Source organism: Streptomyces sp. NPDC060027, assembly GCF_042737005.1.
Classification (GTDB): domain Bacteria; phylum Actinomycetota; class Actinomycetes; order Streptomycetales; family Streptomycetaceae; genus Streptomyces.
In genome coordinates, this window is the sequence record NZ_JBHWVI010000001.1 from 23827 (window position 1) to 46274 (window position 22448).

Here is a 22448-nt window from a genome sequence, read left to right on the forward strand (position 1 = left end):
GGTCTCGACTCGCGGCGCAGCCGCATCGAGGCACTGCCGCGGAGGGTGTCCCGAGCGGCCCACCGCCCCGGCCGTGAACGTACCGAGCCGCCGTCCTTCTCCCGCGCGTCACGCCGATCGCGTCGGGTCGGGGCGGGTCGACTCGGAGGCGAACTCTGTTGTGAGGCAGTCGGGTTGGCGACGGGCAGGGGCGACGAGAGTCTCGCCGCCCCTGCCTACAGGCCCAGGTACACCTCTCTGACCCGCGGGTCGTGGCTGAGCGCGGCGGAGGTTCCGCTCATGGCGACCTCCCCGTTCTCCATGACGATGCAGTGGCTGGTGACGCCGAACGTGAGTTTGGCGTTCTGTTCCACCAGCAGCAGACTCAGGCCCTCCTCGCGCAGTCTCAGCAGCACATCGAGGATGGTGCCGACGAGCTTGGGGGACAGCCCCATGGAGGGCTCGTCCAGGACGAGCAGACGAGGACGGGTCATCAGGGCCCGGCCGATGGCGAGCATCTGCTGCTGGCCTCCGGACAGCGCGCCGGCCAGCCGTTCCCGCATCTCCTTCAGGACGGGGAACATGGCGTAGATCTCGTCGAGTTGCTGATGGGTGTCCTTGTCCCATGCGCGTGAGTACGCGCCCAGGAGGAGGTTCTTCTCCACGGACAGGCCGGGGAAGACGTGCCGCCCCTCGGGTACGTAGCCGATGCCGTGGCGCACCATGTCCCGGGCCTTGACCTTGGTCAGGTCGCGCTCGCCCAGGCGGATGCGTCCGCCGCTGCGCGGGACCAGTCCCATGAGGGCCCTGAGGGTGGACGTCTTGCCCGCTCCGTTGGCGCCGATGATGCCGACGGACTGGCCGGGCTCGACGGTGAAACCGATGGAGCTGACGGCACAGACTCCGCCGTAGTGCACGCTGAGTTCCGCCACGCTCAGAGTCTGGGCGGTGTCGGCTCCGCTGACCTTCATGGGGTGGACTCCTTGGCGTGGTCCGGCCGTTCGGCGGGCCGGGGTTCGTCGTGGCCGGCTTCGGCCGGGTCGGAGTCTCCGAGGTAGGCCTCGATGACCTCCGGTGTGGAGACGACCTCCGCCGGGGTTCCCTCCGCGATGACGTTGCCGCTCGACAGGACGGTGACCTTCTCGCACAACGACATGACCAGGCCCATGTTGTGCTCGATGAGGATCACGGTGGTTCCACTGTCACGGATGGAGCGGACGACGCGGATGAGTTGCTGGACCTCTTCTCCGTTCAGTCCGGCGGCCGGCTCGTCGAGCAGGAGCAGGCGTGGGCGGGTCGCCATGGCGCGCGCGATCTCGATGCGACGCTGGATGCCGTAGGGAAGGGAGGTGGGGTCCGCCTCCGCGAAGTCGACGAGTCCGTAGCGTTCGAGGATCTCGTCCGCCTGGGCGCGCAGACGGCGTTCGCGGGCGATCACGCCCGGCTGCCACAGGGCGTACTGCCAGATGGAGTGGGTCCGGGTGCGGTCGAGGGCGACGAGGATGTTGTCGCGAACGGTGAGCTGGCCGAAGAGCCGCAGGTTCTGGAAGGTGCGGGCCATGCCGGCCAGGGACAGCGTGTAGGGACGGGCGCCGGTGGTGTCGGCGCCGGCGAAGCGCACCGTGCCGGCCGTGGCGCGGTAGAAGCCGCTGATGACGTTGAAGAGGGTGGTCTTGCCGGAGCCGTTGGGGCCCACCACTCCCCGGATCTCCCCCGCGTCGACGGCGAGCGACACCTCGTCCAGCGCGCGCAGCCCGCGGAACTGCTTGGTGACACCCTGGACGGAAAGGAGGACGCCGTGGTCCGCGGGCTGGTCTCCGGGGGCGTACGGGGTGAAGGGACGGAGCTCCGCGCGAAGGGCCGGCCGGCCGCGGCGGCGTTCCCGAAGGGCGTTCAGCCGGGCGGGGACGCCCGCCAGGCCGGTCGGCGCGAAGACGACCATCAGGACGACGACGATGCCGTAACCGAGTTGGGCGTAGGTGGAGAAGTCGGAGAGCCATTCCCGTACGAGTGTCAGGCCGACGGCGCCCACGACGCAGCCCACCAGGGAGCGGCGGCCGCCGATGATGACCATCGCGAGCAGGATGAACATGTTGCCGATGGAGAAGGTCTCGGGTGCGACGTAGCGGATGAGGCCCGAGTACAGGACTCCCGCCAGGCCGCCGTAGAGGCTGGCGAGAAGGAAGGCCGTCATGCGCAGGAGGGGGATCTCGGCGCCCATGGCTCCCGCGGCCAGTGCGTCGTCGCGCATGGCGCGCAGCCGTCGGCCGAGCGAGGTGTGGACGACGAAGAGGCCGAAGAGGATGGCCAGGCCGAAGACCACTGCCTCGAGGTAGTAGTAGAGGTATTCGCTGGAGAGGTCCATGCCGGGCAGCGTGGGTACGGGGACTCCCGAGATGCCGTCGGCGCCGCCGGTGATGTGGGCGTTGGTGATCCAGTTGATGAAGCCCAGGGCGAGTCCGAGGGTCACGATGCCCAGGTAGTGCGACTGCATGCGCAGCGCGGGGATGCCGACGAAGAGACCGCTGACGACCGTCGCGAGGATCGCCAGCAGGGCCGATGTCCAGAAGCCGTAGCCGTAGTGAGTGGTGAGGATGGCGACGGCGTACGCGCCTACGCCGAAGAACGCGACCTGTGCGAGGTTGATCTGGCCGGAGACGCCCATGGCCAGGCCCATGCCGAGGGCGAGGAGCGCGTAGATGAGGGCGATGTTGACGACGTGGATGGTGTAGCTGCCCAAGCCGTAAGGGAGTGCCCACGCCGCGAGGACCAGTACGAGGGCGGCGGCGAGACGGGATTTCATGCGCGGCTGACCGTCCTTTCGCCGAAGATGCCGGTGGGCCGGATCATGATCGCCACCGTGAAGACCAGGAACGTGACAAGGACCGAGTAGCCCTGGAAGTGGCCCGCGGCGTAGGAGTCCAGGACTCCGATGGCGATGCCGCCGACCACGGCGCCGTGGATGGAGCCGAAGCCGCCGAGCATGGCGGCGGCGAACCCCTTGATGCCCAGGGCACCCCCGAGGGAGGCATCGACGTAGAGCATGGGTCCGACCAGGCCGCCGGCGAGAGCGGCCAGGCCCGCGCCGATGGCGAAGGCGAGGGCGTTGCTGCGGCCGACGTCGATGCCGACCGCGGTGGCCGCGTCGTGGTCCATCGCCACGGCCTGCATGGCCGCTCCGCGTTTGGTGCGGGAGAGGAAGAGGGCGAGGGCGACGACAGCCAGTGCGGCGACGGCCATGACGAGGAGGTCGTAGGTGCGGACGCGGATGCCGAGGATGTCCAGCGGGGCGGATCGCAGTGGCGAGGGAACGGCTCGGCCCGTGGTGCCCCAGATGATGACGGCCAGCGCCTGCAGGACGATGCCGAAGCCGATCGTCCCGATCAGCATCAGGTCGAAGTCCTTGTTCTCCAGGGGCCGCAGGACACGTTCGATGACCAGCCCGATCACGCCGGTGATGATGATGGCCAGCGCCATGGCCACGGCGAAGGGAAGTCTGGAGGTGAGGTAGAAGGTGGAGGCGGCGTACGCGCCGATCATGGCGATGTCGGCGTGGGCGAAGTTGACCAGGCCCATGGTGCGGTACACCAGGGAGAAGCCCATGGCGACCAGGGCGTAGACGGCGCCGAGACTGAGGCCGCCGACGAGGGTCTGAAGGGTGTCCTGCACGTCGTTCTCACTTCTGCTCGACGAGCTTGCCGTCCTGGATGACACCGATGGTCGTCTTGGTGATGCCGACGCCCTCGGGGCCGTACCGGAACTGGCCGAGCAGCCCGTCGTGGTCGGTCGAGCGGATGGCGTCGGCGAGCTTCTTGCCCGTGGCGACACCGCTGTTCCTGAGGGCGGTGAGCAGGATGGTGGTGCCGTCGTAGGCCTTGGCGCCGTGCAGTTCGGCGTCCTCGCCGTAGGCGGCCTTGTAGGCGGCCGCGAACTTCTGGGCGGCGGGGCTGATGTCGTTGCCGAGGTAGGGGGAACTGACGATGGTTCCCTCGACGGCGGTCTTGCCGGCGGTGTCGATGAAGACCGGGGTTCCCTGGGGGGCCGCGCCCGCGAACGGGGCGGTGATGCCCAGGTCCCGGGCCTGCTTGACGATCAGGCCCGCCTCGACCTCTTCCGAGCCGATGAAGATGGCCTGCGGCTTCTTGGAGCGGATCGCGGTGAGCGCGGCGCTGAATTCCTTCTGGTCGGTGGTGACGACCTGGTCGGTGACGGGGGTGACGCCGAGATCCTTGGCGGCCTTGGCGAAGGCGTCGTGCTCGCCCTTGCCGAAGGAGCCGTTGTTGGTGATCATCGCGATCTTCTTGAAGCCCTTGTTCTGCACGAGGTACTGCGCCAGCGTGCTGTCGTAGGTCGTGCTGGTCGGGCCGTTCAGGAAGAGGAACTCGCTCTTCTGGTCGACGAGGGCGTCGGCCTGGCCGGAGGTGATGTTCGGTATCTCCGCCTGCTTCAGCACGGGCGCCATGGCGATGGTGACGGCGCTCTCCGCGGTGCCGATCATGGCGATGTAGTGCTCGCTGTCGATCTTGCGAGCCAGGTTGGTGCCCGTGGTGGGGTCCCCCTGGTCGTCGAAGGACTTCAGCTGGATCTTGCGGCCGTCGATGCCGCCCTTCTTGTTCCACTCGTCGATGGCGAGCTTGGCGCCCTTGTACTCCCATTCGCCCAGCGAGGAGAGCTGTCCGCTGCGGGCGTTGACGACGGCGATCTTGATGGGCCCCGAGTCGGACTTCGCCTCGTTGTCGGACTCGCCGGGTGCGCTGCAGGCGGACAGGGCCGCGGCCAGGGCGATCACTCCGACGAGCGCGGTGCGTGGCGCGGAGGGGCGGAAGCGGCGGGAGGAGCGGGAGGAGCGGGACATGGGTCACCTCGTGGAGGACGGTGGGCGGGCGGGAAGGGGGTGGGGGGAGGCGACGCTTCTCCGGCGACCTGCCGTGGGGGGCGGTCCGGTGCGGTGCTGTGCGGTGCGCTCCGGCGGGTCGGCAGGATCGGCGGTGTCGGTGCGGCGGTACGACGTTGTGGCGGTCCTGCGGAGCCAGGGTGAGACGCGGTAACGGCGCTGCGGGGTCGCGGCCTTGTGGCCGCACCGGTCAGGCGGCGTCGGACGGGAAGTGTCCGGCGTAGATGTCCTTGATGTTCCAGTGCCCTGGCGTGGGCACGGGTTCGTTGACCATCGGCACGTCGAGTACGGCAGGACGGCGGCGGGCGACGGCGTCCTCGAGTGCCTTGCGCAGATCGTCGGGCGCGTTCACGGTGTAGCCGTCGGCGCCGCAGGATTCGCCGTACCGGGCGAAGTCGGGGCTGTAGGGCCGGCCTTCGGCGTCGGTGAACTCGCAGCCGTAGGAGCGGCCGAAGGACGAGGCCTGCAGGTCGGCGATGGTGCCGTGGGCGCGGTTGTTCATGACCACGAAGATGACGGGCGCGCCCTGTTCCACAGCCATGGGCACGGCGGGCAGTTGGGCGCTCATGCCGCCGTCGCCGATCAGCGCGACCACGACGCGGTCGGGCTGGGCGATCTGCACGCCGACGGCCGCGGCGGGGCCGAAGCCCATGGTGGAGGCGCCGCCGGGCGTGATGAAGCGTCCCTGCTCCGGCAGTTCGTAGCACTGGGCGACGCCGTTCTTGTTCCAGCCCACGTCGGTGACGAGGACGGCGTCGTCGGGCAGCGCCTCGCGCAGGTCCGTCAGGATGCGCTGCGGGCGCAGCGGGAAGGTGTCGCTGCGCCCGGCTTCCCGTGCCGTCTCGAAGACACCGGCGCGTGCGGCGGCGATGCCTTCGCGCAGTCCGGGGCGGGTGCGAGCGGTGGTCTGCCGGACGCGGACCGCGGCGGCGATTCCTTCGAGGGCGAGGTGTACGTCGGCGACGGCACCGATGTGGACCGGGTAGTTGCGGCCGATCTCCGCGGGGTCGATGTCGATCTGGATGAGCCGGCTGGGCGGGAAGTTCCAGGTGTGGGTGGCGTCCCAGGAGCTGGCGTCGGTCTCGGCGAACCTGGTGGCCAGGGCGAGGACGACGTCCGCTCCCTTGGTGTGTTCGTGTGTGGTCGCGAGGCCCCAGAAGCCGGGCATGCCCAGCAGCAGCGGATGCCGGTCGGCGACGACTCCCTTGCCCATCAGGGAATGGGCGAGCGGGATGTCGAGGTGTTCGGCCAGGGCCAGCAGCTCGGCGCGGGCGTCGGGACCGCGCAGGCCGCCGCCGAAGTAGATCAGCGGGCGCTCCGCCTCCAGCAGGGCTTCGGCGATCCGGTCGGCCGTCGGCGCGTCCAGTCCGGGCCGGCTGAGGTGGCCGGGCAGCGGGTGGTCTCCGGCGTAGGGCGGCACGGGCCGGTTGAACAGGTCCATGGGAATGTTGATCAGGACGGTGCCGGGGCGGCCGCTGGTGGCGGTGAAGAAGGCCCGTTCGGTGACGCGCGGCAGGTCCTGCGCGCGTTGCACCTCCCATGTGCGCTTGCAGAACGGCCGGTAGATGGCCGTCTGGTCGGCGTCGGCGTGGAGATTGACCTCCTGGTGCGGGTGGCGCCCGTAGTAGTAGGAGGGGATGTCGCCGGTGATGACGACCAGCGGGATGGAGTCCAGGGCGGCCGTGGCGACACCGGTGACGGCGTTCATCATGCCGGGTCCGACGTGGGTGAGCAGGACCCCCGGACGTCCGGTGGCGCGGGCGTAGCCGTCGGCGGCGTGGGCGGCGGCCTGCTCGTGCCGGGCGATCACGAATTCGATCGGGCTCGGGCCGAGCGCGTCGAGCAGGGCGATGTTGGTGTGTCCACAGGTCCCGAAGACGTATTCGACGCCGTAGGACTCGAGTTGGCCGACGAGTGCTTCGGCGGCGGTCACGGTGGTCACGGGTTCTCCTTGGGCAGCTCACGGCTGTCGCCCCAGACGGACAGGCCGCGCAGCATGAGGGTCTTGACGACCGTGTAGTCGTCGATGAGCCAGCGGGGAGCCTCACGGCCGAAGCCGGAGTCCTTCACACCGCCGAAGGGCACATGGTCGAGGCGGAAGTTGGACGATCCGTTGACGATGAGTGCGCCGACCTCCAGGCGCCGCCAGGCGGTGACGATGCGGGTGATGTCCTGGGTGAAGAGGCCTGCCTGCAGGCCGTACCGGCTGGTGTTGCACTGATCGACGACGGTGTCGAAGTCGTCGAAGGGCAGCACGGCCACCAGTGCGCCGAACACCTCGTGCACGACGACGGAGGCGTGGGCGGGTGGGTCCGCGACGATGGTGGGTGCGGCCGTGGCACCGTCGCGGGTCCCGCCGCGGATGACGCTCGCGCCCAGGCGGCGCGCTTCCTCGGCCCAGCGCACCACGCGTTCGGCCGCGTTCTCGTCGACCATGGAGCCGACGTCGGTGGTCTCCAGGAGTGGGTCTCCGACGACGAGCGCGTCGACCGCCGCGGTGAACGCGTCGAGGAACTCCACGTAGCGGGTGCGGTGGACGTACACGCGCTGGACGGAGATGCAGCTCTGGCCGGAGTTGCTGTAGCCGGTGCGGGCGCACACCTGAGCCGCGGTCGCGGCGTCGGCGTCCTCGCAGACGACGGTGGCGGCGTTCCCGCCCAGTTCGAGCGCGAGCCGTTTGGCGCCCGCGGCGCGGGCCACGGCGGTGCCGGTGGCGGCGCTGCCGGTGAAGCTGATGACGCTGACCTCGTCGGCCGCGCACAGGGCGGCGCCGACCTCTCCCCCGCCGTGCAGGAGCTGGACCGCCTGGTGGGGCATGCCGCTGTCCAGGAGCAGGGCGACGACGGCGGCGGAGGCGGCCGGGGCCTGTGGCGGGGCTTTGACCAGTGTGGTGTTGCCCGCCGCGAAGGAGGCGCCCAGTTTGTGGGCGAGCAGATTGGCGGGGGCGTTGAACGGGGTGATCGCCAGGGCCACGCCGGCCGGTGCCCGATAGGTGAAGGCGGTGTTGCCGATGCCGGTGTTCCAGCCGGCCACGGGCAGTGTCTCGCCGTCGATGCGGCGGGCCTCGGCCGCGCAGACGGCGAAGGTGGAGGCGACACGGTCGATCTCGGTGCGGCCGTCCTTGAGCGGCTTGCCCAGCTCCAGTGCCAGCAACCGGGCGAGCCGGTCGCGATGGGCCGTGGTGTTGCGCGAAGCCGTCTCCAGGATGTCGGCCCGGACGGCGGGGGCGAGGGAGGCCGTCTGCCGGGCGTACAGGCCGGCCCTGGTGACCGCGGTGCCGATCTCGTCGGCCGTCGCGGTGGACGCGCGGCTGACGGTGCGCCGCAGGTAGGGGCCGGTGCGATCCAGGGGCGGGCCGGCGCCGCCCCATGAACCCGACAGGTAGGGAGGTGCCTCGACGATGTCGTTCTCGTCGGCGGCCTTGAGGAGGTCTTGCAGCATCACGTCTCCAGAAAAAACCATCTAGTGGTTTTCGTGGACTGCTCTGTGGACTGGCGTGTAACGTACGGGCGCCAGAAGGCCGTGGCAATAGGTCGGCGCAAGGAAGTTGAAACCAGTGGTTTTCCAAGAGAGCCGCGCTGGTAGAAGCTGTCGCTCCAGGTGTCGAGCCCGCAGGGCGGGCCTCGGCGGTTGCCCACGCACGAAGGAGAGAACGTGGACGCGGAACAAGGACAGGGCGGCGTACGCAGTGTGCGGCGCGCTCTGGACATCCTGTCGCTGCTGACCGAAGATCAGCCCACTGTCCCGCTGAAGGACATGGTCGATGCCACCGGCCTGCCCAAGACGACCGTCGTACGCCTGGTCCAGACGCTGGAGCAGTACGGCCTGCTGTGGGCGACGCCGGGCGGCTACACGGCCGGCCCGGGCCTGTGGCGGTGGGCCCATCTGGCGCACACGAGCTGGGAGTTGCCGCCCGACACGCAGAAGCTGCTGCGTGAGCTGGTGGACCGGCGGGGTGAGACGGCGAATCTGATGATCCGCCGCGACATCCACCGGGTGTGCGTCGCCCAGCAGGAGAGCCCGCAGCCCCTGCGGCACGTGGTCCGGGTGGGCGACGAACTGCCGCTCTGGGCGGGCGCCTCGTCCAAGGTGCTGCTCATCGGCGCGACCGACGGCCTCCTCCAGCGGATCGCGGCCGACTCACCCCACGGAGTGGCGCACACCCAGCAACTGCGTCTGTGGGCCGACGAAGCCGCCGACCGCGGCTTCGCGGTCAGCCACGGCGAGCGCGACATCGGCCTCACGGCCGTCGCCGTGCCCATCCGTACCCAGTCGGGTGTCGTGGTCGCCTCGCTCTCCCTCAGCGGGCCGAGCGCTCGCATCCCGCAGCGGGCCACCGAGGACTTCGCGAGCGACCTGCTGGACATCGCCGCCCGCATCGCGTCGCAGGGTTTCCACCACCCCCTGGGGCCGCGCACCTAATCGACACCCCCGCAGCGGCGCCGCGCGCGGCGCCCCGGAAGGAGCCGTCACATGCACGTTCGACCACTCGATGGAATACGCGTTCTGGATCTCACGAACGTGCTGGCCGGGCCCTACTGCAGCTATCAGCTCATGCTCATGGGCGCCGAAGTGGTCAAGATCGAGCGCCCCGGACAGGGAGACCTCGCCCGCGGCCTGGGCCCCGATGCCGGACTCAACCGTGACGGCGTCGGGGCATCGTTCCTCGCCCAGAACGCGGGCAAGAAGTCCGTCGAGCTCGACCTCAAGGACGCCGCCGACCGGGCTCTCTTCGAGGACCTCCTCACCGGCGCGGACGTCCTGCTCGAGAACTTCCGGGCGGGTGTCCTCGACCGGATGGGCTACGGCGCCGATCGCCTCGCCCAGCTCAACGAACGCCTCGTCTACTGCTCCATCTCGGGCTTCGGGCACAGCGGCCCGATGAGCGACGCCCCCGCCTACGACCAGATCGTCCAGGGCCTGGCGGGCATGATGAGCGTGACCGGCACCCCGCAGACCGCGCCCCAGCGGATCGGTTTCCCGGTGTGCGACACCACGGGAGGACTGATGGCGGCGTTCGCCATCAGCTCCGCGCTGCTGCACCGCGAGCGCACCGGAGCCGGCTGCAGACTCGATGTGTCCATGCTGGAGGCGTCGCTGTCCACCATGGGCTGGGCGGTCTCCAACTACCTCGTCAGCGGCATCCCGCCGCAACCCCTGGGCGACCAGAATCCCACCGCGGCTCCCTCCGGGACCTTCCACGCACTCGACGGCCCGCTGAACATCGCCGCCAACCAGCAGCGCCAGTTCGAGACCCTGTGCCGACTGGCGGGCGCCCCCGAACTGATCGCGGACCCCCGGTTCGGCGAACGGGAGCAGCGCAAGCTCCACCGGGCGGAACTGAACGCCGCCCTGGACCGGGCCCTGGCCGCACGCCCGGCCGCCGACTGGGTGCGTGAACTGAACGCGGCCGGCGTCCCCGCCGCCCGGGTGCTGACCGTGCCCCAAGCGCTGGAGCAACCACAGCTGGAATACCGGAACTTCGTCACCGAGCTGAGCCATCCGGGCCGTCCGGGGCAGCCGTTGAGGGTGGTGGGCAGCGGCGTCCTGGTCGACGGAGAGGCCTTCGTTCCCCCCACTCCCCCACCCCTGCTCGGTGAACACAATCCCGAACGGCGGGAGTTGGCGCGACGCTGGGCCGCTTCGGCCGCGGCTGCCGCTGGAGGGGCCACGACCAAATGAGCACCCCTCAGGACGAGGCGGCTCTGTGGTGGGCCACGGCGGTCAGCCACATCGAGCCGGGCAGCATCGAACTCCGTGACCGGCCGGTCCAGGAACTCATCGGCAGCGCGAGTCTCGTGGACGTCATCTGGCTGCTGCTGCGCGGCACCATGCCCTCGGCGCGCGAATCAGCCCTGCTGGAGGCCGCGTTGGTCGCCGGCGTCGACCACGGCCCCCAGGCGCCGTCCATCGCGGCGGCACGGATGGCCGCGACCTGTGGAGTGGGGCTCAACAACGCGATCGCCACCGGCGTGAACATGCTCGGCGACTCGCACGGCGGAGCGGGCCAGCAGTGTGTCGAGATGCTCGACGACATCTGCGACCTCCACAGGAACGGCCAGGACTGGAACGACGCGGCCCTGGACGTCATGACCCGATGGCAGAGCCGCTCCCGGTACCTGCCCGGCTTCGGGCACCGCTTCCACCCGGTCGACCCACGCCGCGACCCGCTGCTCGGTCTGGTCCACCAGGCGGTCACCGACGGCATCGTCGGCGGCGACCACCTCCGGGCCGCGCTCGCCGTCGAGGAGGCGCTGCGGCGCCGCCGCACGGGCGCCCGGCCGGTCCCGATGAACATCGACGGCGCGACGGCCGTCATCTACGCGGAGCTGGGCTTCTCCGCCCCGCTCGCCCGCGGCCTGTTCGTTCTCAGCCGCTCCGTGGGGATCCTCGCCCACGCCTGGGAGGAGAGCCAACTGGGCCTGCGCAACAAGGGCCCCGTCCCGCGCAACGTGCTGCCGGCCCGACTGCAGCGTGCCACGGACGCGTGAACAATCCGCGTCACGCCTCTTGTCACACCCTCGCCGCATCCCTAACGTAGCTTTCCGCCGATCGGCAACCACGGTACGGACCACTCGAACCGTACAGCGGACCATGATCCGCCCCGCCTCTCCCTCCCCCCACCTGGGACTCGTCCGGCCCGCCCGTCACTGACGAGTCCGTCAGGCATCCGTCACGAAAGAGGGACCATGGACAGACGCAGTTTCCTCACCTCGACCGCTGCCGGGACGGCGGCCACCGTCTCACTGATCAACGGCACCAACGCCGAGGCCGCGGAGCCGGACACCCTGGGACGCCCGGTACCCCACCAGTCGCACGCCGCCACGGGCGCCGACTTCCCCAAGGCCGGTGGCAACCTCGGCAACCAGAACCACTCCTCGCTCAAGAGGATCACCGCCGACAACGTCCGCAAGCTGGGCGGCGCTTGGCACATCAACCTGGAGAACGGCTCCACGGCCACCCACCAGCAGTGCGCCGTGATCGCCCAGAACGGCATCCTCTACCTCGCCACCACGCAGCAGAACGTGTTCGCCGTCGACGGCCGCACCGGGAACGTCAGGTGGAAGACCGGCATCGGCACCGAGACCACCAACATGCGCGGTCTCGCCCTGGGCCGCGGCCTGGCCTTCACCATCTCCGGCGACAACAAGGTCCACGCCCTCGACCAGAAGACCGGCGCTGTCGTCTGGTCCCGCGAACTGCTCGTCGAGGACCAGGGCGACCCCGACTGCGATCCGGCGAGCGGTCAGTGCGGCGGCAGCAAGGGGGGCCTGGCCGGAGCGGTCGTCTACTGGGACGGGCTCGTCTATATCGGCACCCAGGGCAGCACCGCCGGCGCGCGAGGCCGTGCCTACGCCCTCGACGCCTCGACCGGTGAGGTCACCTGGACCTTCTGGGGAACCCCCGGGCCCGGCGAGTACGGCCACGACACGTGGGAGGGCGACTCCTGGAAGACCGGCGGCGCGGTGTGCTGGATCCACCCGGCCGTCGACCCTGAACTCGGCCTCGTCTACTGGACGTTCGGCAACCCCTATCCCCGCACGGACGGCTCCGGCCGGGGCGGTGACAACCTGTTCGCCAACTCCCTCGTCGCCATCGACGCCAAGACCGGCAAGCGGCGCTGGCACTTCCAGTCCGTCCACCACGACATCTGGGACTACGACGGCGTCATGTCACCCGTCCTCGCCGACATCCTGGTCAAGGGCAGGAAGCAGCGGGTCGTCGTCTACGGCAGCAAGACCGGCATGTACTACATCCTCGACCGCGCGACCGGCAAGCCCGTCCACGGCATGGAGGAACGGCCCGTACCGCAGCACGCGGCCCAGAAGACCTCACCCACCCAGCCCTTCCCGGGCGGCGAGCCGTTCGTGGAGACCGAGCCCCGCCTCGACAAGGCCACCCGGCCGGTGCCGTTCTACCCCACCGGCGGTCTCTTCGAGGCCCATTGGGACCGCGCCACCATCATCTTCCCGGGCGCGGGCGGCGGCGCCGACTGGTCGTCCCCCTCCTTCAGTCACCGCACCGGCCTGGTCTACGTCGGCTACGGCCTGATCAACTCCGCCTACTCCAACACCCACGGCGGCCGGGTCAACACCGCGCGCCCGCTCGGCGAGTACTTCGCCGGGGGACTCGCCGCCGTCGACCCCCGTACCAACACCGTCACCTGGCGCCAGGAGGGCGCGTGGTCGCTCGCCCACGGCAACGGCGTCCTCAGCACGGCCGGCGGCGTCCTCTTCCAGGGCCGGCCCGACGGCATCCTCACCGCCCTCGACGACCGCGACGGCAGCGAACTGTGGACCTGGCAGTGCGGAGCGGGCGTCAACACCAGCCCCCTGACGTACGAGATCGACGGCGAGCAGTACATCGCGGTGCTCGCCGGCGGCAACGGGCTTCCCTACCCGGACATCCCCAAGGGCGACCACCTGTGGGCCTTCAAGCTCGGCGGCAGCGTCGGGCCCGCCCCGGCCCCCACCCCGCCGTCCCGGCGCAACCAGATCCGCAGCGCCCCGGTCACCGGCGAGACAGCCCACAACACGGTGACGCTGGGACGCATCTGGGACAGCGCGAAGAACGCCCCGGGCGTCGCCGAGAACCTCGTGGGCCAGAACGCGATGTCCCCGCAGCACCTGAGCATCGCCAAGGGCACGGCCGTCACCTTCACGAACCCCGCGGACAACAGGTCCGCACACGGCGCCGTCGCCTTCTTCGAGGCCGAGTTCGACACCGGGCTGCTGATGCCGGGCCAGTCGTACACCTACACCTTCGACACACCTGGCGAGTACTTCTACAACGACCCGATCGCCCCGCAGAGCACCGGAAAGATCGTCGTCAAGTAGCCGCCCTCCTGGCAACGTCACCCCGCCCCACGGCACGACAGCACTCGCCCGGTACCCGAGACCGGCACCGCGCGCCTCGGAGCGAGGCCCTCGCCCGCTCCCGCACCTCCCTCCGCCTCCACATCTCTGCGGCAAGGACGGCTTCATGACGACAACACCCGGAACAAGACGGCGCATTCGGCCCCTGCACGCGGCGCTGACCGGCGCGGTCGGCACGCTCGGCGTCACGGTCGTGCTGATCGCGACCGGCACCCTCAGCGTGGCCCAGGGCCGCGTCGGCCAGGGCGCCCAGGAACTCGGCGACCCGGACTACGGCGTGTGCCGCGGCGTGGACACCCGCTGCTACCACGACTGGGGCAACTTCGACGCCTCCAAGGGCTTCAAGGTCCTGCTGTACACCCGAACCGCCGGCCCCCGCCACGCCAACCTCGGCCCCGCGACGGCCTCCGGACTCAATCCCCCGGTCACCGACGCCAACGTCGTACAGAAGGCTCTGCTGAAGATGGGCGCGGACAACGGCTTCCAGGTCGACCACACCGAGGACGTCACCCAACTCGCGTCTCCCGCGACCCTGTTCAAGTACAACGCCGTCATCTTCTACTCCACCAGCCGGGACACCCTCGACGACGCGGCCCAGACCTCGCTGCGCCAGTACATCCGCGGCGGCGGTGGTTTCGTCGGCATCCACAACGCCTTCGGCACTGAGTACAACTGGCCCTGGTACGAAGGCCTGTTGGGCAACGCCAACTTCTACGACCACGGCCCCGAGCAGTCGGGCACGGTGCGCACCGTGAACCACAAGGACGTCTCCACCAAGTCGCTGCCGTCCAAGTGGACCTTCTCCGACGAGTGGTACAACCTCGTCCCCGCCCCGACGCGGGTCCGTGTCCTCGCCGAAGTCGACGAGAGCACCCTGGTCAAGGGCGTGACGGGGAACTACAAGCACCCCGGGCACGGAGAGGACCACCCGGTCGCGTGGTGCCAGTACTACGACGGCGGCCGTGCCTGGCTGACGACCCTCGGGCACGACGCCAGGGACTTCAGCACCGACGGTTCGTTCGCCGGGGCCGCCGAATTCCAGCGGTTGATCCTCGGCGGCATCAAGTCCGCCATGGGCAGGACACCGTTCTGCAAGTGACGTCCGGCGCCGCCACCGCGGCGGCGGCCGGGGTCCGGGGGAGGTTCCTCGCCCCCCGCGACCGCCCTCTCACCCACCATCGAAAGGCAGCCTCATGCACGACGAAATCCGCACCCGGCACGTGCCCCAGCCTCCCGAGAAGCCGTCCGGCAGCTGGCAGACCCCCGACTTCACCGTGGTCGACACCGCGCTCGAAGTCACCGCCTACTCGCTGCGCAAGAAATAGGCATCCGCCGTGCTGCTGCGCATCCTCGGTACAGCGGCCGGCGGTGGCCTCCCCCAGTGGAACTGTGCGTGCCCCGGCTGTGCCGGGGCACGCCAGGCCCCCTCGCGCCGCCGTCTGCACGACGGGCTCGCCGTCCACGGAACGGATCCGCACACCTGGTTCCTCGCCAATGCCACGCCGGACGTCGCGGAGCAACTCGAGAGCCACCCCGGACTGCGGCCCGACACGGGCCAGGAGCGCACCCCGGTGGTCCGCGTCGTCCTCACCGACGCCGAACTGGACCACACACTTGGCCTGTTGCGCCTACGAGAGGCATCGCGCATCGACGTCTGGTGCACGAGCCCCGTACGCCTGGCCCTGACCGCCCGCCTGCATCTGACCGACATCCTGTCCCCGTACACCACGCTGACCTGGCACGACCTCCCGATCGCCGGCGCGGGACGACCTGCCGGCATCGCGGGCCTCGACGTGAGCGCACTGCCCCTCTCCCCCAAGCGCCCGCGGTACGCGGCGGACGAACCCGCGCACCCCGCCTGGAGCGTGGCCCTCCTGCTGAGGGATCCCGTCACCGGCGCGAGGGCCCTGTACGCGCCGGCCCTCGCCGCCTGGAGCGACGCCCTCGGCTCGGAGATCGCGCGGACCGACCGCGTCCTGATCGACGGCACCTTCCTGGACGAGGACGAACCCCGGCGGACCGGCATCTCGCGACGCACCGCGTCGGCGATGGGCCATCTGCCCGTCGACGGCCCCGAAGGCACCGCGCTGCGCCTGCAAGGGACGGCCGCGCAGGTGTATTACACCCACCTCAACAACACCAACCCGCTGGCCGACCCCGGCGCACCCGAGCGCGAACGCCTCGCCGGTCTCGGCCTGCGGGTGGCCGAAGACAGGATGGTGATGTCCCTGTGACCACGTCCGCCTCCGAGTCGACCGCCACCGCATTCCGTCACACCGACCGACCGGCACCATGGCGGGAGGGCGAGCTGGAGAGCAGGCTGCGCGAACTCGCACAGAGCCGCTACCACGACCGCCATCCGTTCAACCGGCGCATGCACGAAGGCGAGTTGAGTCCGGACGAACTGCGCGGCTGGGTGGCGAACCGCTTCTACTACCAGTGCAACATCCCCGTCAAGGACGCTCTCATCCTCGCCAAGCTCCCCACACCCGCCCAACGCCGCTCCTGGCTGAGGCGCATCCAGGATCACGACGGCCTGGTCGAGGGCGAGGGCGGAATCGAGAGATGGCTGCGCCTGGGGGAGGCGGTCGGGCTGAGCCGCGACGAGTTGCTGAGGCACGAACGCCTCCTCCCGGGTGTCCGTCTGGCCGTGGACGGATACGTCAACTTCTGCCGCAACGGCAGCGCGCTGGAGGCGGTGGCCTCGTCCCTCACGGAACTGTGCGCCCCCTCCATCATGCTGACGCGGCTGGAACGCTTCCCCGTGCACTACCCGTGGATCGACTCCGCCGGCCTGTCCTACTTCCGCAGCCGCGTCCCTCAAGGGCGTCGCGACGGCACCGAGGCGCTGACCTGGGTGAAGGAATGGGCGGTGACGCGGAGCCGACAGGAGCGGGCGCTCTCGGCGCTGTCCTTCAAGTGCGACGTGCTGTGGACCCTGCTGGACAGTGTCGAGGGTGCGGGCGTGCGGAGGGCACCCCGATGACCGGCGACACGTCCTGGCGGCCCCGGCTGCCTGCGTCCGCGCTGCTGCGCCACGACCGGACCCGCGACACGGAGGTCCTGCTGCTTCCCGAACGGGTCGTCGTCCTGCACGGCTCGGGGCGCGCGGTCCTCGATCTGTGCGACGGCGACCGTACCGTCGACGAGATCGTCGGACACCTCACCGCCGGGCACCCGGAGCGCGTCGTCGCCGACGACGTCGTCTCCTTCCTCGACCGGCTGCGCAAGGAAGGCTGCCTGCGATGACGACACCCGCTCCGCCCTGGGCCCTGCTGGCCGAACTCACCCACGCCTGCCCCCTGCAGTGCGGATACTGTTCCAACCCCACGGAGCTGACACGCCGTTCACGCGAACTCACCACGGCCGACTGGGCCGACGTCTTCCGCCAAGCGACCGGACTCGGCGTGCTGCACACCCACCTCTCCGGCGGCGAACCCCTCCTGCGCCGTGACCTGGAGGAGATCACCCGGGCCGCCGTGGACGCCGGGCTGTACACCCAGCTGGTGACCAGCGGTGTGGGACTGTCCGAGGAACGCGCCGACGCCCTGGTGAACGCCGGACTGCACAGCGTCCAGTTGTCCGTCCAGCACGCGGACCCGGCACGGTCCGACGAGATCGCCGGTCGACGCTCCTTCGGCGCCAAGCGGGACGCGGCCCGTCGCGTCCGGGAGCGCGGCCTGCCGTTGGGCCTCAACGTCGTGCTGCACCGCCACAACCTCGAAGCCGTGGCCGGGCTCATCGAGCTGGCCGTCGCCTGGGGCGCGGAACGGATCGAACTGGCCAACACCCAGTTCTACGGCTGGGGGCTGCTCAACCGCGCCGCGCTCATGCCGACCCGGGACCAGCTGGCCCGTGCGGTGTCCGAAGTGGAGCGCCTCAGAACACTCCTGGGCAGCGACCTCGACATCACCTGGGTGGTGCCCGACTACTTCTCCGGCACCCCCAAACCGTGCATGGGCGGCTGGGGAGCCGTCTCGCTCACCGTCACACCCGACGGGACCACCCTGCCCTGCCCCGCGGCGGCCGCCCTGCCCGACCTCGCCCCGCCGAGCGTCCTCGACCGGCCGCTGCGCTGGATCTGGGAGGAATCACCCGCCTTCAAGCGCTATCGCGGCACCGACTGGATGCCCTCGCCCTGCCGCACCTGCGACCGGCGCACCGAGGACTTCGGCGGCTGCCGCTGCCAGGCGTACGCCCTCACCGGCGACCCCGCGCGCACCGACCCCGCCTGCGCTCTCTCCCCCGACCACCCGACCCTGCTCGCTCTCACCGAGCCGGGAGCGGAGCCGCCACGACTCGTTCCCCGACGCCCCGCGAGCCTGTCCCGCGTCCCGCGCGGGTGAGGAGCGGCCCTCCTCCTCACAAGCCCCGCGGCACAGCTGTGTGGAGCGCGTAACCCCTGGTGAGCGGGCGGTGTGACACCCGTGTAATGGGATCTTCGTAGCGTCGGTGGAGGAAGGAACCGATCACACGGAGGGGCCGCTCGTGACCACGACCACCCAGCAGGTACGGACGGTCTGCTCGTACTGCGGTGTCGGCTGCGGGATGGTCCTCGACATCGGAAGGGGCCCCGACGGGCGGCGTACGGTCCTGAAGGCGTCCGGTGACAAGACACACCCCGCCAACTTCGGGCGCCTGTGCACCAAGGGCGCGACCACGGCCGACATGCTCGCCGCCCCCGGGCGGCTGGCCTCCGCCCTCGTGCGGGCCGAGCGGGGGGCGGAGGCCGAGCCCGCCCCGGTGGACGCCGCGATCGCCGAGACCGCGCGGCGGCTCCGGGCGGTGATCGACGAGCACGGCCCGGACGCCTTCGCGTTCTACGTCTCCGGGCAGCTGAGTCTGGAGGCCCAGTACCTGGCGAACAAGCTGGCCAAGGGCTTCGTACGGACCAACCAGATCGAGTCGAACTCCCGGCTGTGCATGGCCAGTGCGGGCACCGGATACAAGCTGTCGCTGGGCGCGGACGGCCCGCCCGGCTCGTACCAGGACTTCGAGCACGCCGACGTCTTCTTCGTGATCGGCTCCAACATGGCCGACTGCCACCCCATCCTCTTCCTCAGGATGATGGACCGGGTCAAGTCGGGCGGCGCCAAGCTGATCGTCGTCGACCCTCGGCGCAGCGCGACCGCCGACAAGGCGGACCTGTTCCTGCCCGTCCGGCCGGGAACGGACCTGGCGCTGCTCAACGGCCTGCTGCACCTGCTGTACGAGAACGGGCACACCGACCCCGAGTTCATCGCCGCGCACACCGAGGGGTGGAAGGCGATGCCGGAGTTCCTGGCCGACTACCCGCCCGCCGAGGTCGCCGACATCACCGGCGTCCCGGAGGAGGACATCCGCGAGGCGGCCCGGCTCATCGGCGAGGCCGGGGAATGGATGAGCTGCTGGACCATGGGCCTCAACCAGTCGACGCACGGCACCTGGAACACGAACGCGCTGGTCAACCTGCATCTGGCGACCGGCGCGATCTGCCGGCCCGGCAGCGGTCCCTTCTCGCTGACCGGTCAGCCGAACGCCATGGGCGGCCGGGAGATGGGGTACATGGGTCCGGGCCTGCCCGGGCAGCGGTCCGTGCTGGTCGACGAGGAGCGTGCCTTCGTCGAGGAGCTGTGGGAACTGCCGCCGGGCACGGTCCGCAAGGACGGGGTCGGCCGGGGCACGATCGAGATGTTCCAGAAGATGGCCGACGGGGACATCAAGGCGTGCTGGATCATCTGCACCAACCCCGTCGCGTCCGTGGCCAACCGCAAGACGGTCATCGAGGGCCTGGAGCGGGCCGAGTTCGTCGTCACCCAGGACGTCTTCGCCGAGACGGAGACCAACGCGTACGCGGATGTCGTACTGCCGGGAGCCCTGTGGACCGAGACCGAGGGCGTCCTCGTCAACAGCGAGCGCAATGTCACCCTCGCACAGCCCGCGGTGGAGCCGCCGGGGGAGGCCATGGCGGACTGGCGGATCATCGCCGCCGTCGCTCGCGCGATGGGATACGAGCGGGGGTTCTCGTACGACAGCGCGGAAGAGGTCTTCGAGGAGATCAAGCGCGCCCACAACCCGAAGACCGGCTACGACCTGCGGGGCGTGAGCTATGAGCGACTGCGGTCCACGCCGGTGCAGTGGCCCGCCGCGCGCGAGGACGGTCCCGACCGCAACCCGATCCGCTATGTGGACGAGGACGGCGGAGGTCCGGTCTTCCCCACGGCGAGCGGCCGGGCGGTGTTCCACGCCCGCCCGCACATCCCGGCCGCCGAGATGCCGGACGACGACTACCCTTACGTCCTGAACACCGGACGGTTGCAGCACCAGTGGCACACCCTCACCAAGACGGGCAAGGTCGCCAAACTCAACAAGCTCAACCCGGGACCCTTCGTGGAGCTGCACCCGGACGACGCCGCCACGCTCGGTATCGCCGACGGTGACTCGGTGGAGGTCGCGTCGCGGCGCGGGCGGGCCGTGCTGCCCGCCGTGGTGTCCGACCGGGTACGACCGGGCTGCTGTTTCGCGCCCTTCCACTGGAACGACCTGTTCGGCGAATACCTCAGCGTCAACGCCGTCACCAGCGACGCCGTCGACCCTCTCTCCTTCCAGCCGGAGTTCAAGGTCTGCGCGGTGTCCCTGACGAAGGTGGCGACTCCGGTGTCCGTGGCGGCACCGCCCGTAGCCGCGACGGACGCCCGCACCGGCGCGGCGGTGACCCCCGCGTCCGAGGAAACGCTCGCACATGCCACCGTCCCCGCGGGTCCCTCGGACGCCTTCGGACTCCAGCCCGCTCCACCGCCCGTGCTGGCCGAGCACGAGCGCCGGTACCTGATCGGCTTCCTCGCCGGCATCGCCTCGGGCGCGCCCGGCGTGCCGGTGCTGCCGCCGGGCGCGCCCTTCAGCCCCGAGCACGCGCTGTGGGTGAACGGCGTGCTCGCCGGCATGTACTCCCGGGCCGAGCCCGGCACTCCGCCCCCGGCCACGACTCCCGCGGCCCCCGTCCGCGAGGTCGTCGTGCTGTGGGCCTCGCAGACCGGCAACGCCGAGGAGTTCGCCGCGGCCGCCGCCGACCGGCTCACCACCACCGGACACAGGGCCACCCTCGTCGACATGGACGACGCACACCCCGGGTCACTGCCCGCGGGCGCCGACCTCCTGCTGATCACCAGCACCTTCGGGGACGGTGACGCCCCCGACAACGGCTCGGGCTTCTGGGACGCCCTGGCCGCGCCCGACACACCCCGCCTGGACGGCGTGCGCTACGCGGTCCTCGCGTTCGGTGACTCCTCCTACGGCGACTTCTGCGGCCACGGCCGCCGCCTCGACCTGCGGCTCGACGAACTGGGCGCCGTGCGGCTCGCCCCGCGCACGGATTGCGAACCCGACTACGAGCCCTCGGCCACGGCCTGGCTCGACCAGGTCCTGACCTCGCTGACCGAGGGCACGGAAGCGGAACCGACGCCCGCACCGGTCACCCCGTCCGCGTCCCCGACGCAAGCGTCCGATCTCCCGGCTCGGGCGCCCGCCGTCCCGTCGTCATGGTCCGCGTCCCGGCCGAGGAAACCGGCGCCCGTCACCGGGCACCTGACCGGGAACCGGTTGCTCAGTCTGCCCGGAGCGGGCAAGGAGGTCCGCCGCTTCACCTTCGACACACGCGACAGCGAGACCCCGCTCGTCCACCAGGCCGGGGACGCCCTCGGCGTACGCCCCGTCAACTCGCCCGATCTCGTCACCGAATGGCTGGCCACCACCGGGCTCGCCCCGGAGAGCGCCGTGAGCCTGGACGGCACCGGCGAGATCCCCTTCCACGAGGCACTGCACCGGCAGCTGGACATCACCCGCATCACCCCCGACCTGCTGCGCTTCGTCGCCGAACGCACCCACGACCGGGTGCTGAAGAAGCTCCTGCGCCCCGACAACAAGGACGAACTGGCCAAGTGGTCCTGGGGCCGCCAGGCCGTCGACGTCATCGCCGAACACGGGGTCCGCGTCGGCGCCCAGGAGTGGGCCGACGTGCTGAAGCCGCTCCAGCCCCGCCTGTACTCCATATCCTCCAGCCCGCTGACCGACCCTCACCTCGTCTCACTCACGGTCTCGGTCGTGCGGTTCGAGAACCGGGACGGGCGACCGCGTCAGGGTGTCTGCTCGCCCTTTCTCGCCGACGCGGCCCCCGGCACACCCGTACCGCTCTTCGTCCAGCCCTCCCCCAGGTTCCGTCCCCCGGCCGACCCCGCCACTCCCATGGTGATGGTGGGCCCCGGCACCGGGGTCGCCCCCTTCATCGGCTTCCTGCACGAGCGCCGCGCCCTCGGCCACCGCGCGCCCAACTGGCTGTTCTTCGGCGAACAGCACCGGGCCACCGACTTCTACTACGAGGACGAGCTCACCGCCTTCCTCGCCGAGGGCACGCTCACCCGCCTCGACACCGCGTTCTCCCGCGACCAGCGCACCAAGGTCTACGTCCAGGACAGGATTCGCGAACACGGCCCCCAGTTGTGGTCCTGGCTCCAGGAGGGAGCGCACCTCTACGTGTGCGGCGACGCCTCCCGCATGGCCAAGGACGTCGACCAGGCCCTGCGCGACATCGCCACCGCCCACGGCGGCCACAGCACGGAGGGGGCCGCCGCGTACGTCAAACAGCTCGCCGCCGAGAAACGGTATGTCCGTGACGTGTACTGACGCTCGGGCGCGTCGACACCGGCCCGGCGCGGGACGGCCTC

The 22448-nt window shown here is 70.5% G+C and carries 17 protein-coding genes; 11 read left to right on the forward strand and 6 right to left on the reverse strand.

Annotated features, from left to right (window positions below):
* Window positions 1-215 precede the first annotated feature (215 nt).
* From ACFWBT_RS00140 to ACFWBT_RS00165, 6 genes are all read right to left on the reverse strand, one after another.
* Window positions 216-950 carry an ABC transporter ATP-binding protein gene (locus tag ACFWBT_RS00140; protein WP_385693841.1) on the reverse strand — a complete coding sequence of 245 codons (735 nt, stop codon included), beginning with the start codon at window positions 948-950 and terminating at the stop codon, window positions 216-218.
* Window positions 947-2782: an ATP-binding cassette domain-containing protein gene (locus ACFWBT_RS00145; protein ID WP_385693842.1), complete on the reverse strand. Its 1836-nt coding sequence runs from the start codon at window positions 2780-2782 to the stop codon at window positions 947-949. The genes ACFWBT_RS00140 and ACFWBT_RS00145 overlap by 4 nt, the downstream gene beginning before the upstream one ends.
* Entirely contained in the window at window positions 2779-3648 is an 870-nt protein-coding gene (locus ACFWBT_RS00150) for a branched-chain amino acid ABC transporter permease (RefSeq protein WP_385693844.1), read from the reverse strand. Before ACFWBT_RS00150 ends, ACFWBT_RS00145 begins: the two co-directional genes overlap by 4 nt.
* Before the next feature lie 7 nt (window positions 3649-3655).
* Window positions 3656-4834, reverse strand: coding sequence for an ABC transporter substrate-binding protein (locus ACFWBT_RS00155; RefSeq protein ID WP_385693846.1), 1179 nt, complete (start codon window positions 4832-4834; stop codon window positions 3656-3658).
* 229 nt (window positions 4835-5063) lie between these two features.
* Window positions 5064-6815, reverse strand: coding sequence for a thiamine pyrophosphate-binding protein (locus ACFWBT_RS00160; protein ID WP_385693848.1), 1752 nt, complete (start codon window positions 6813-6815; stop codon window positions 5064-5066).
* On the reverse strand, window positions 6812-8314 hold the full coding sequence (locus ACFWBT_RS00165; RefSeq protein ID WP_385693850.1) for an aldehyde dehydrogenase family protein: 1503 nt from the start codon (window positions 8312-8314) through the stop codon (window positions 6812-6814). The genes ACFWBT_RS00160 and ACFWBT_RS00165 overlap by 4 nt, the downstream gene beginning before the upstream one ends.
* A gap of 213 nt (window positions 8315-8527) precedes the next feature.
* On the opposite strand from ACFWBT_RS00165, the gene ACFWBT_RS00170 reads away from it, so the two are divergent.
* The 11 genes from ACFWBT_RS00170 to ACFWBT_RS00220 all read left to right on the forward strand — a co-directional run bounded on the left by ACFWBT_RS00170 (window position 8528) and on the right by ACFWBT_RS00220 (window position 22407).
* A complete protein-coding gene (locus ACFWBT_RS00170) occupies window positions 8528-9295 on the forward strand; it encodes an IclR family transcriptional regulator (protein WP_385693852.1) in 768 nt (255 codons plus the stop codon).
* 51 nt (window positions 9296-9346) lie between these two features.
* Window positions 9347-10555, forward strand: a complete 1209-nt coding sequence (locus tag ACFWBT_RS00175) for a CaiB/BaiF CoA transferase family protein (protein WP_385693853.1) — start codon at window positions 9347-9349, stop codon at window positions 10553-10555.
* Window positions 10552-11364, forward strand: coding sequence for a citryl-CoA lyase (locus ACFWBT_RS00180; protein ID WP_385693855.1), 813 nt, complete (start codon window positions 10552-10554; stop codon window positions 11362-11364). The genes ACFWBT_RS00175 and ACFWBT_RS00180 overlap by 4 nt, the downstream gene beginning before the upstream one ends.
* A gap of 198 nt (window positions 11365-11562) precedes the next feature.
* Window positions 11563-13710 carry a PQQ-binding-like beta-propeller repeat protein gene (locus tag ACFWBT_RS00185; RefSeq protein WP_385693857.1) on the forward strand — a complete coding sequence of 716 codons (2148 nt, stop codon included), beginning with the start codon at window positions 11563-11565 and terminating at the stop codon, window positions 13708-13710.
* A gap of 145 nt (window positions 13711-13855) precedes the next feature.
* Window positions 13856-14848, forward strand: a complete 993-nt coding sequence (locus ACFWBT_RS00190; RefSeq protein ID WP_385693859.1) for a ThuA domain-containing protein — start codon at window positions 13856-13858, stop codon at window positions 14846-14848.
* A gap of 94 nt (window positions 14849-14942) precedes the next feature.
* On the forward strand, window positions 14943-15074 hold the full coding sequence (gene pqqA / locus ACFWBT_RS00195; RefSeq protein WP_385693861.1) for a pyrroloquinoline quinone precursor peptide PqqA: 132 nt from the start codon (window positions 14943-14945) through the stop codon (window positions 15072-15074).
* 9 nt (window positions 15075-15083) lie between these two features.
* Window positions 15084-15983: a pyrroloquinoline quinone biosynthesis protein PqqB gene (gene pqqB / locus ACFWBT_RS00200; protein WP_385693863.1), complete on the forward strand. Its 900-nt coding sequence runs from the start codon at window positions 15084-15086 to the stop codon at window positions 15981-15983.
* Window positions 15980-16735, forward strand: coding sequence for a pyrroloquinoline-quinone synthase PqqC (gene pqqC, locus ACFWBT_RS00205; protein ID WP_385693864.1), 756 nt, complete (start codon window positions 15980-15982; stop codon window positions 16733-16735). Before pqqB ends, pqqC begins: the two co-directional genes overlap by 4 nt.
* Window positions 16732-16998 carry a pyrroloquinoline quinone biosynthesis peptide chaperone PqqD gene (pqqD, locus tag ACFWBT_RS00210; RefSeq protein ID WP_385693866.1) on the forward strand — a complete coding sequence of 89 codons (267 nt, stop codon included), beginning with the start codon at window positions 16732-16734 and terminating at the stop codon, window positions 16996-16998. Before pqqC ends, pqqD begins: the two co-directional genes overlap by 4 nt.
* Complete coding sequence (gene pqqE, locus ACFWBT_RS00215; RefSeq protein ID WP_385693868.1) at window positions 16995-18095, forward strand: pyrroloquinoline quinone biosynthesis protein PqqE; 1101 nt, start codon at window positions 16995-16997, stop codon at window positions 18093-18095. The genes pqqD and pqqE overlap by 4 nt, the downstream gene beginning before the upstream one ends.
* 202 nt (window positions 18096-18297) lie before the next feature.
* Complete coding sequence (locus tag ACFWBT_RS00220) at window positions 18298-22407, forward strand: molybdopterin-dependent oxidoreductase (RefSeq protein WP_385694075.1); 4110 nt, start codon at window positions 18298-18300, stop codon at window positions 22405-22407.
* Window positions 22408-22448: the final 41 nt, after the last annotated feature.

Bases quoted from the DNA above. Each gene is read 5' to 3' on its own strand.
- pqqA (WP_385693861.1), top strand. From the start codon at position 14,943: ATGCACGACGAAATCCGCACCCGGCACGTGCCCCAGCCTCCCGAGAAG.
- pqqD (WP_385693866.1), top strand. From the start codon at position 16,732: ATGACCGGCGACACGTCCTGGCGGCCCCGGCTGCCTGCGTCCGCGCTG.
- ACFWBT_RS00180 (WP_385693855.1), top strand. From the start codon at position 10,552: ATGAGCACCCCTCAGGACGAGGCGGCTCTGTGGTGGGCCACGGCGGTC.
- ACFWBT_RS00220 (WP_385694075.1), top strand. From the start codon at position 18,298: ATGGTCCTCGACATCGGAAGGGGCCCCGACGGGCGGCGTACGGTCCTG.
- ACFWBT_RS00190 (WP_385693859.1), top strand. From the start codon at position 13,856: ATGACGACAACACCCGGAACAAGACGGCGCATTCGGCCCCTGCACGCG.
- ACFWBT_RS00165 (WP_385693850.1), bottom strand. From the start codon at position 8,314: ATGCTGCAAGACCTCCTCAAGGCCGCCGACGAGAACGACATCGTCGAG.
- ACFWBT_RS00175 (WP_385693853.1), top strand. From the start codon at position 9,347: ATGCACGTTCGACCACTCGATGGAATACGCGTTCTGGATCTCACGAAC.
- ACFWBT_RS00185 (WP_385693857.1), top strand. From the start codon at position 11,563: ATGGACAGACGCAGTTTCCTCACCTCGACCGCTGCCGGGACGGCGGCC.
- ACFWBT_RS00140 (WP_385693841.1), bottom strand. From the start codon at position 950: ATGAAGGTCAGCGGAGCCGACACCGCCCAGACTCTGAGCGTGGCGGAA.
- ACFWBT_RS00155 (WP_385693846.1), bottom strand. From the start codon at position 4,834: ATGTCCCGCTCCTCCCGCTCCTCCCGCCGCTTCCGCCCCTCCGCGCCA.
- pqqE (WP_385693868.1), top strand. From the start codon at position 16,995: ATGACGACACCCGCTCCGCCCTGGGCCCTGCTGGCCGAACTCACCCAC.
- ACFWBT_RS00145 (WP_385693842.1), bottom strand. From the start codon at position 2,782: ATGAAATCCCGTCTCGCCGCCGCCCTCGTACTGGTCCTCGCGGCGTGG.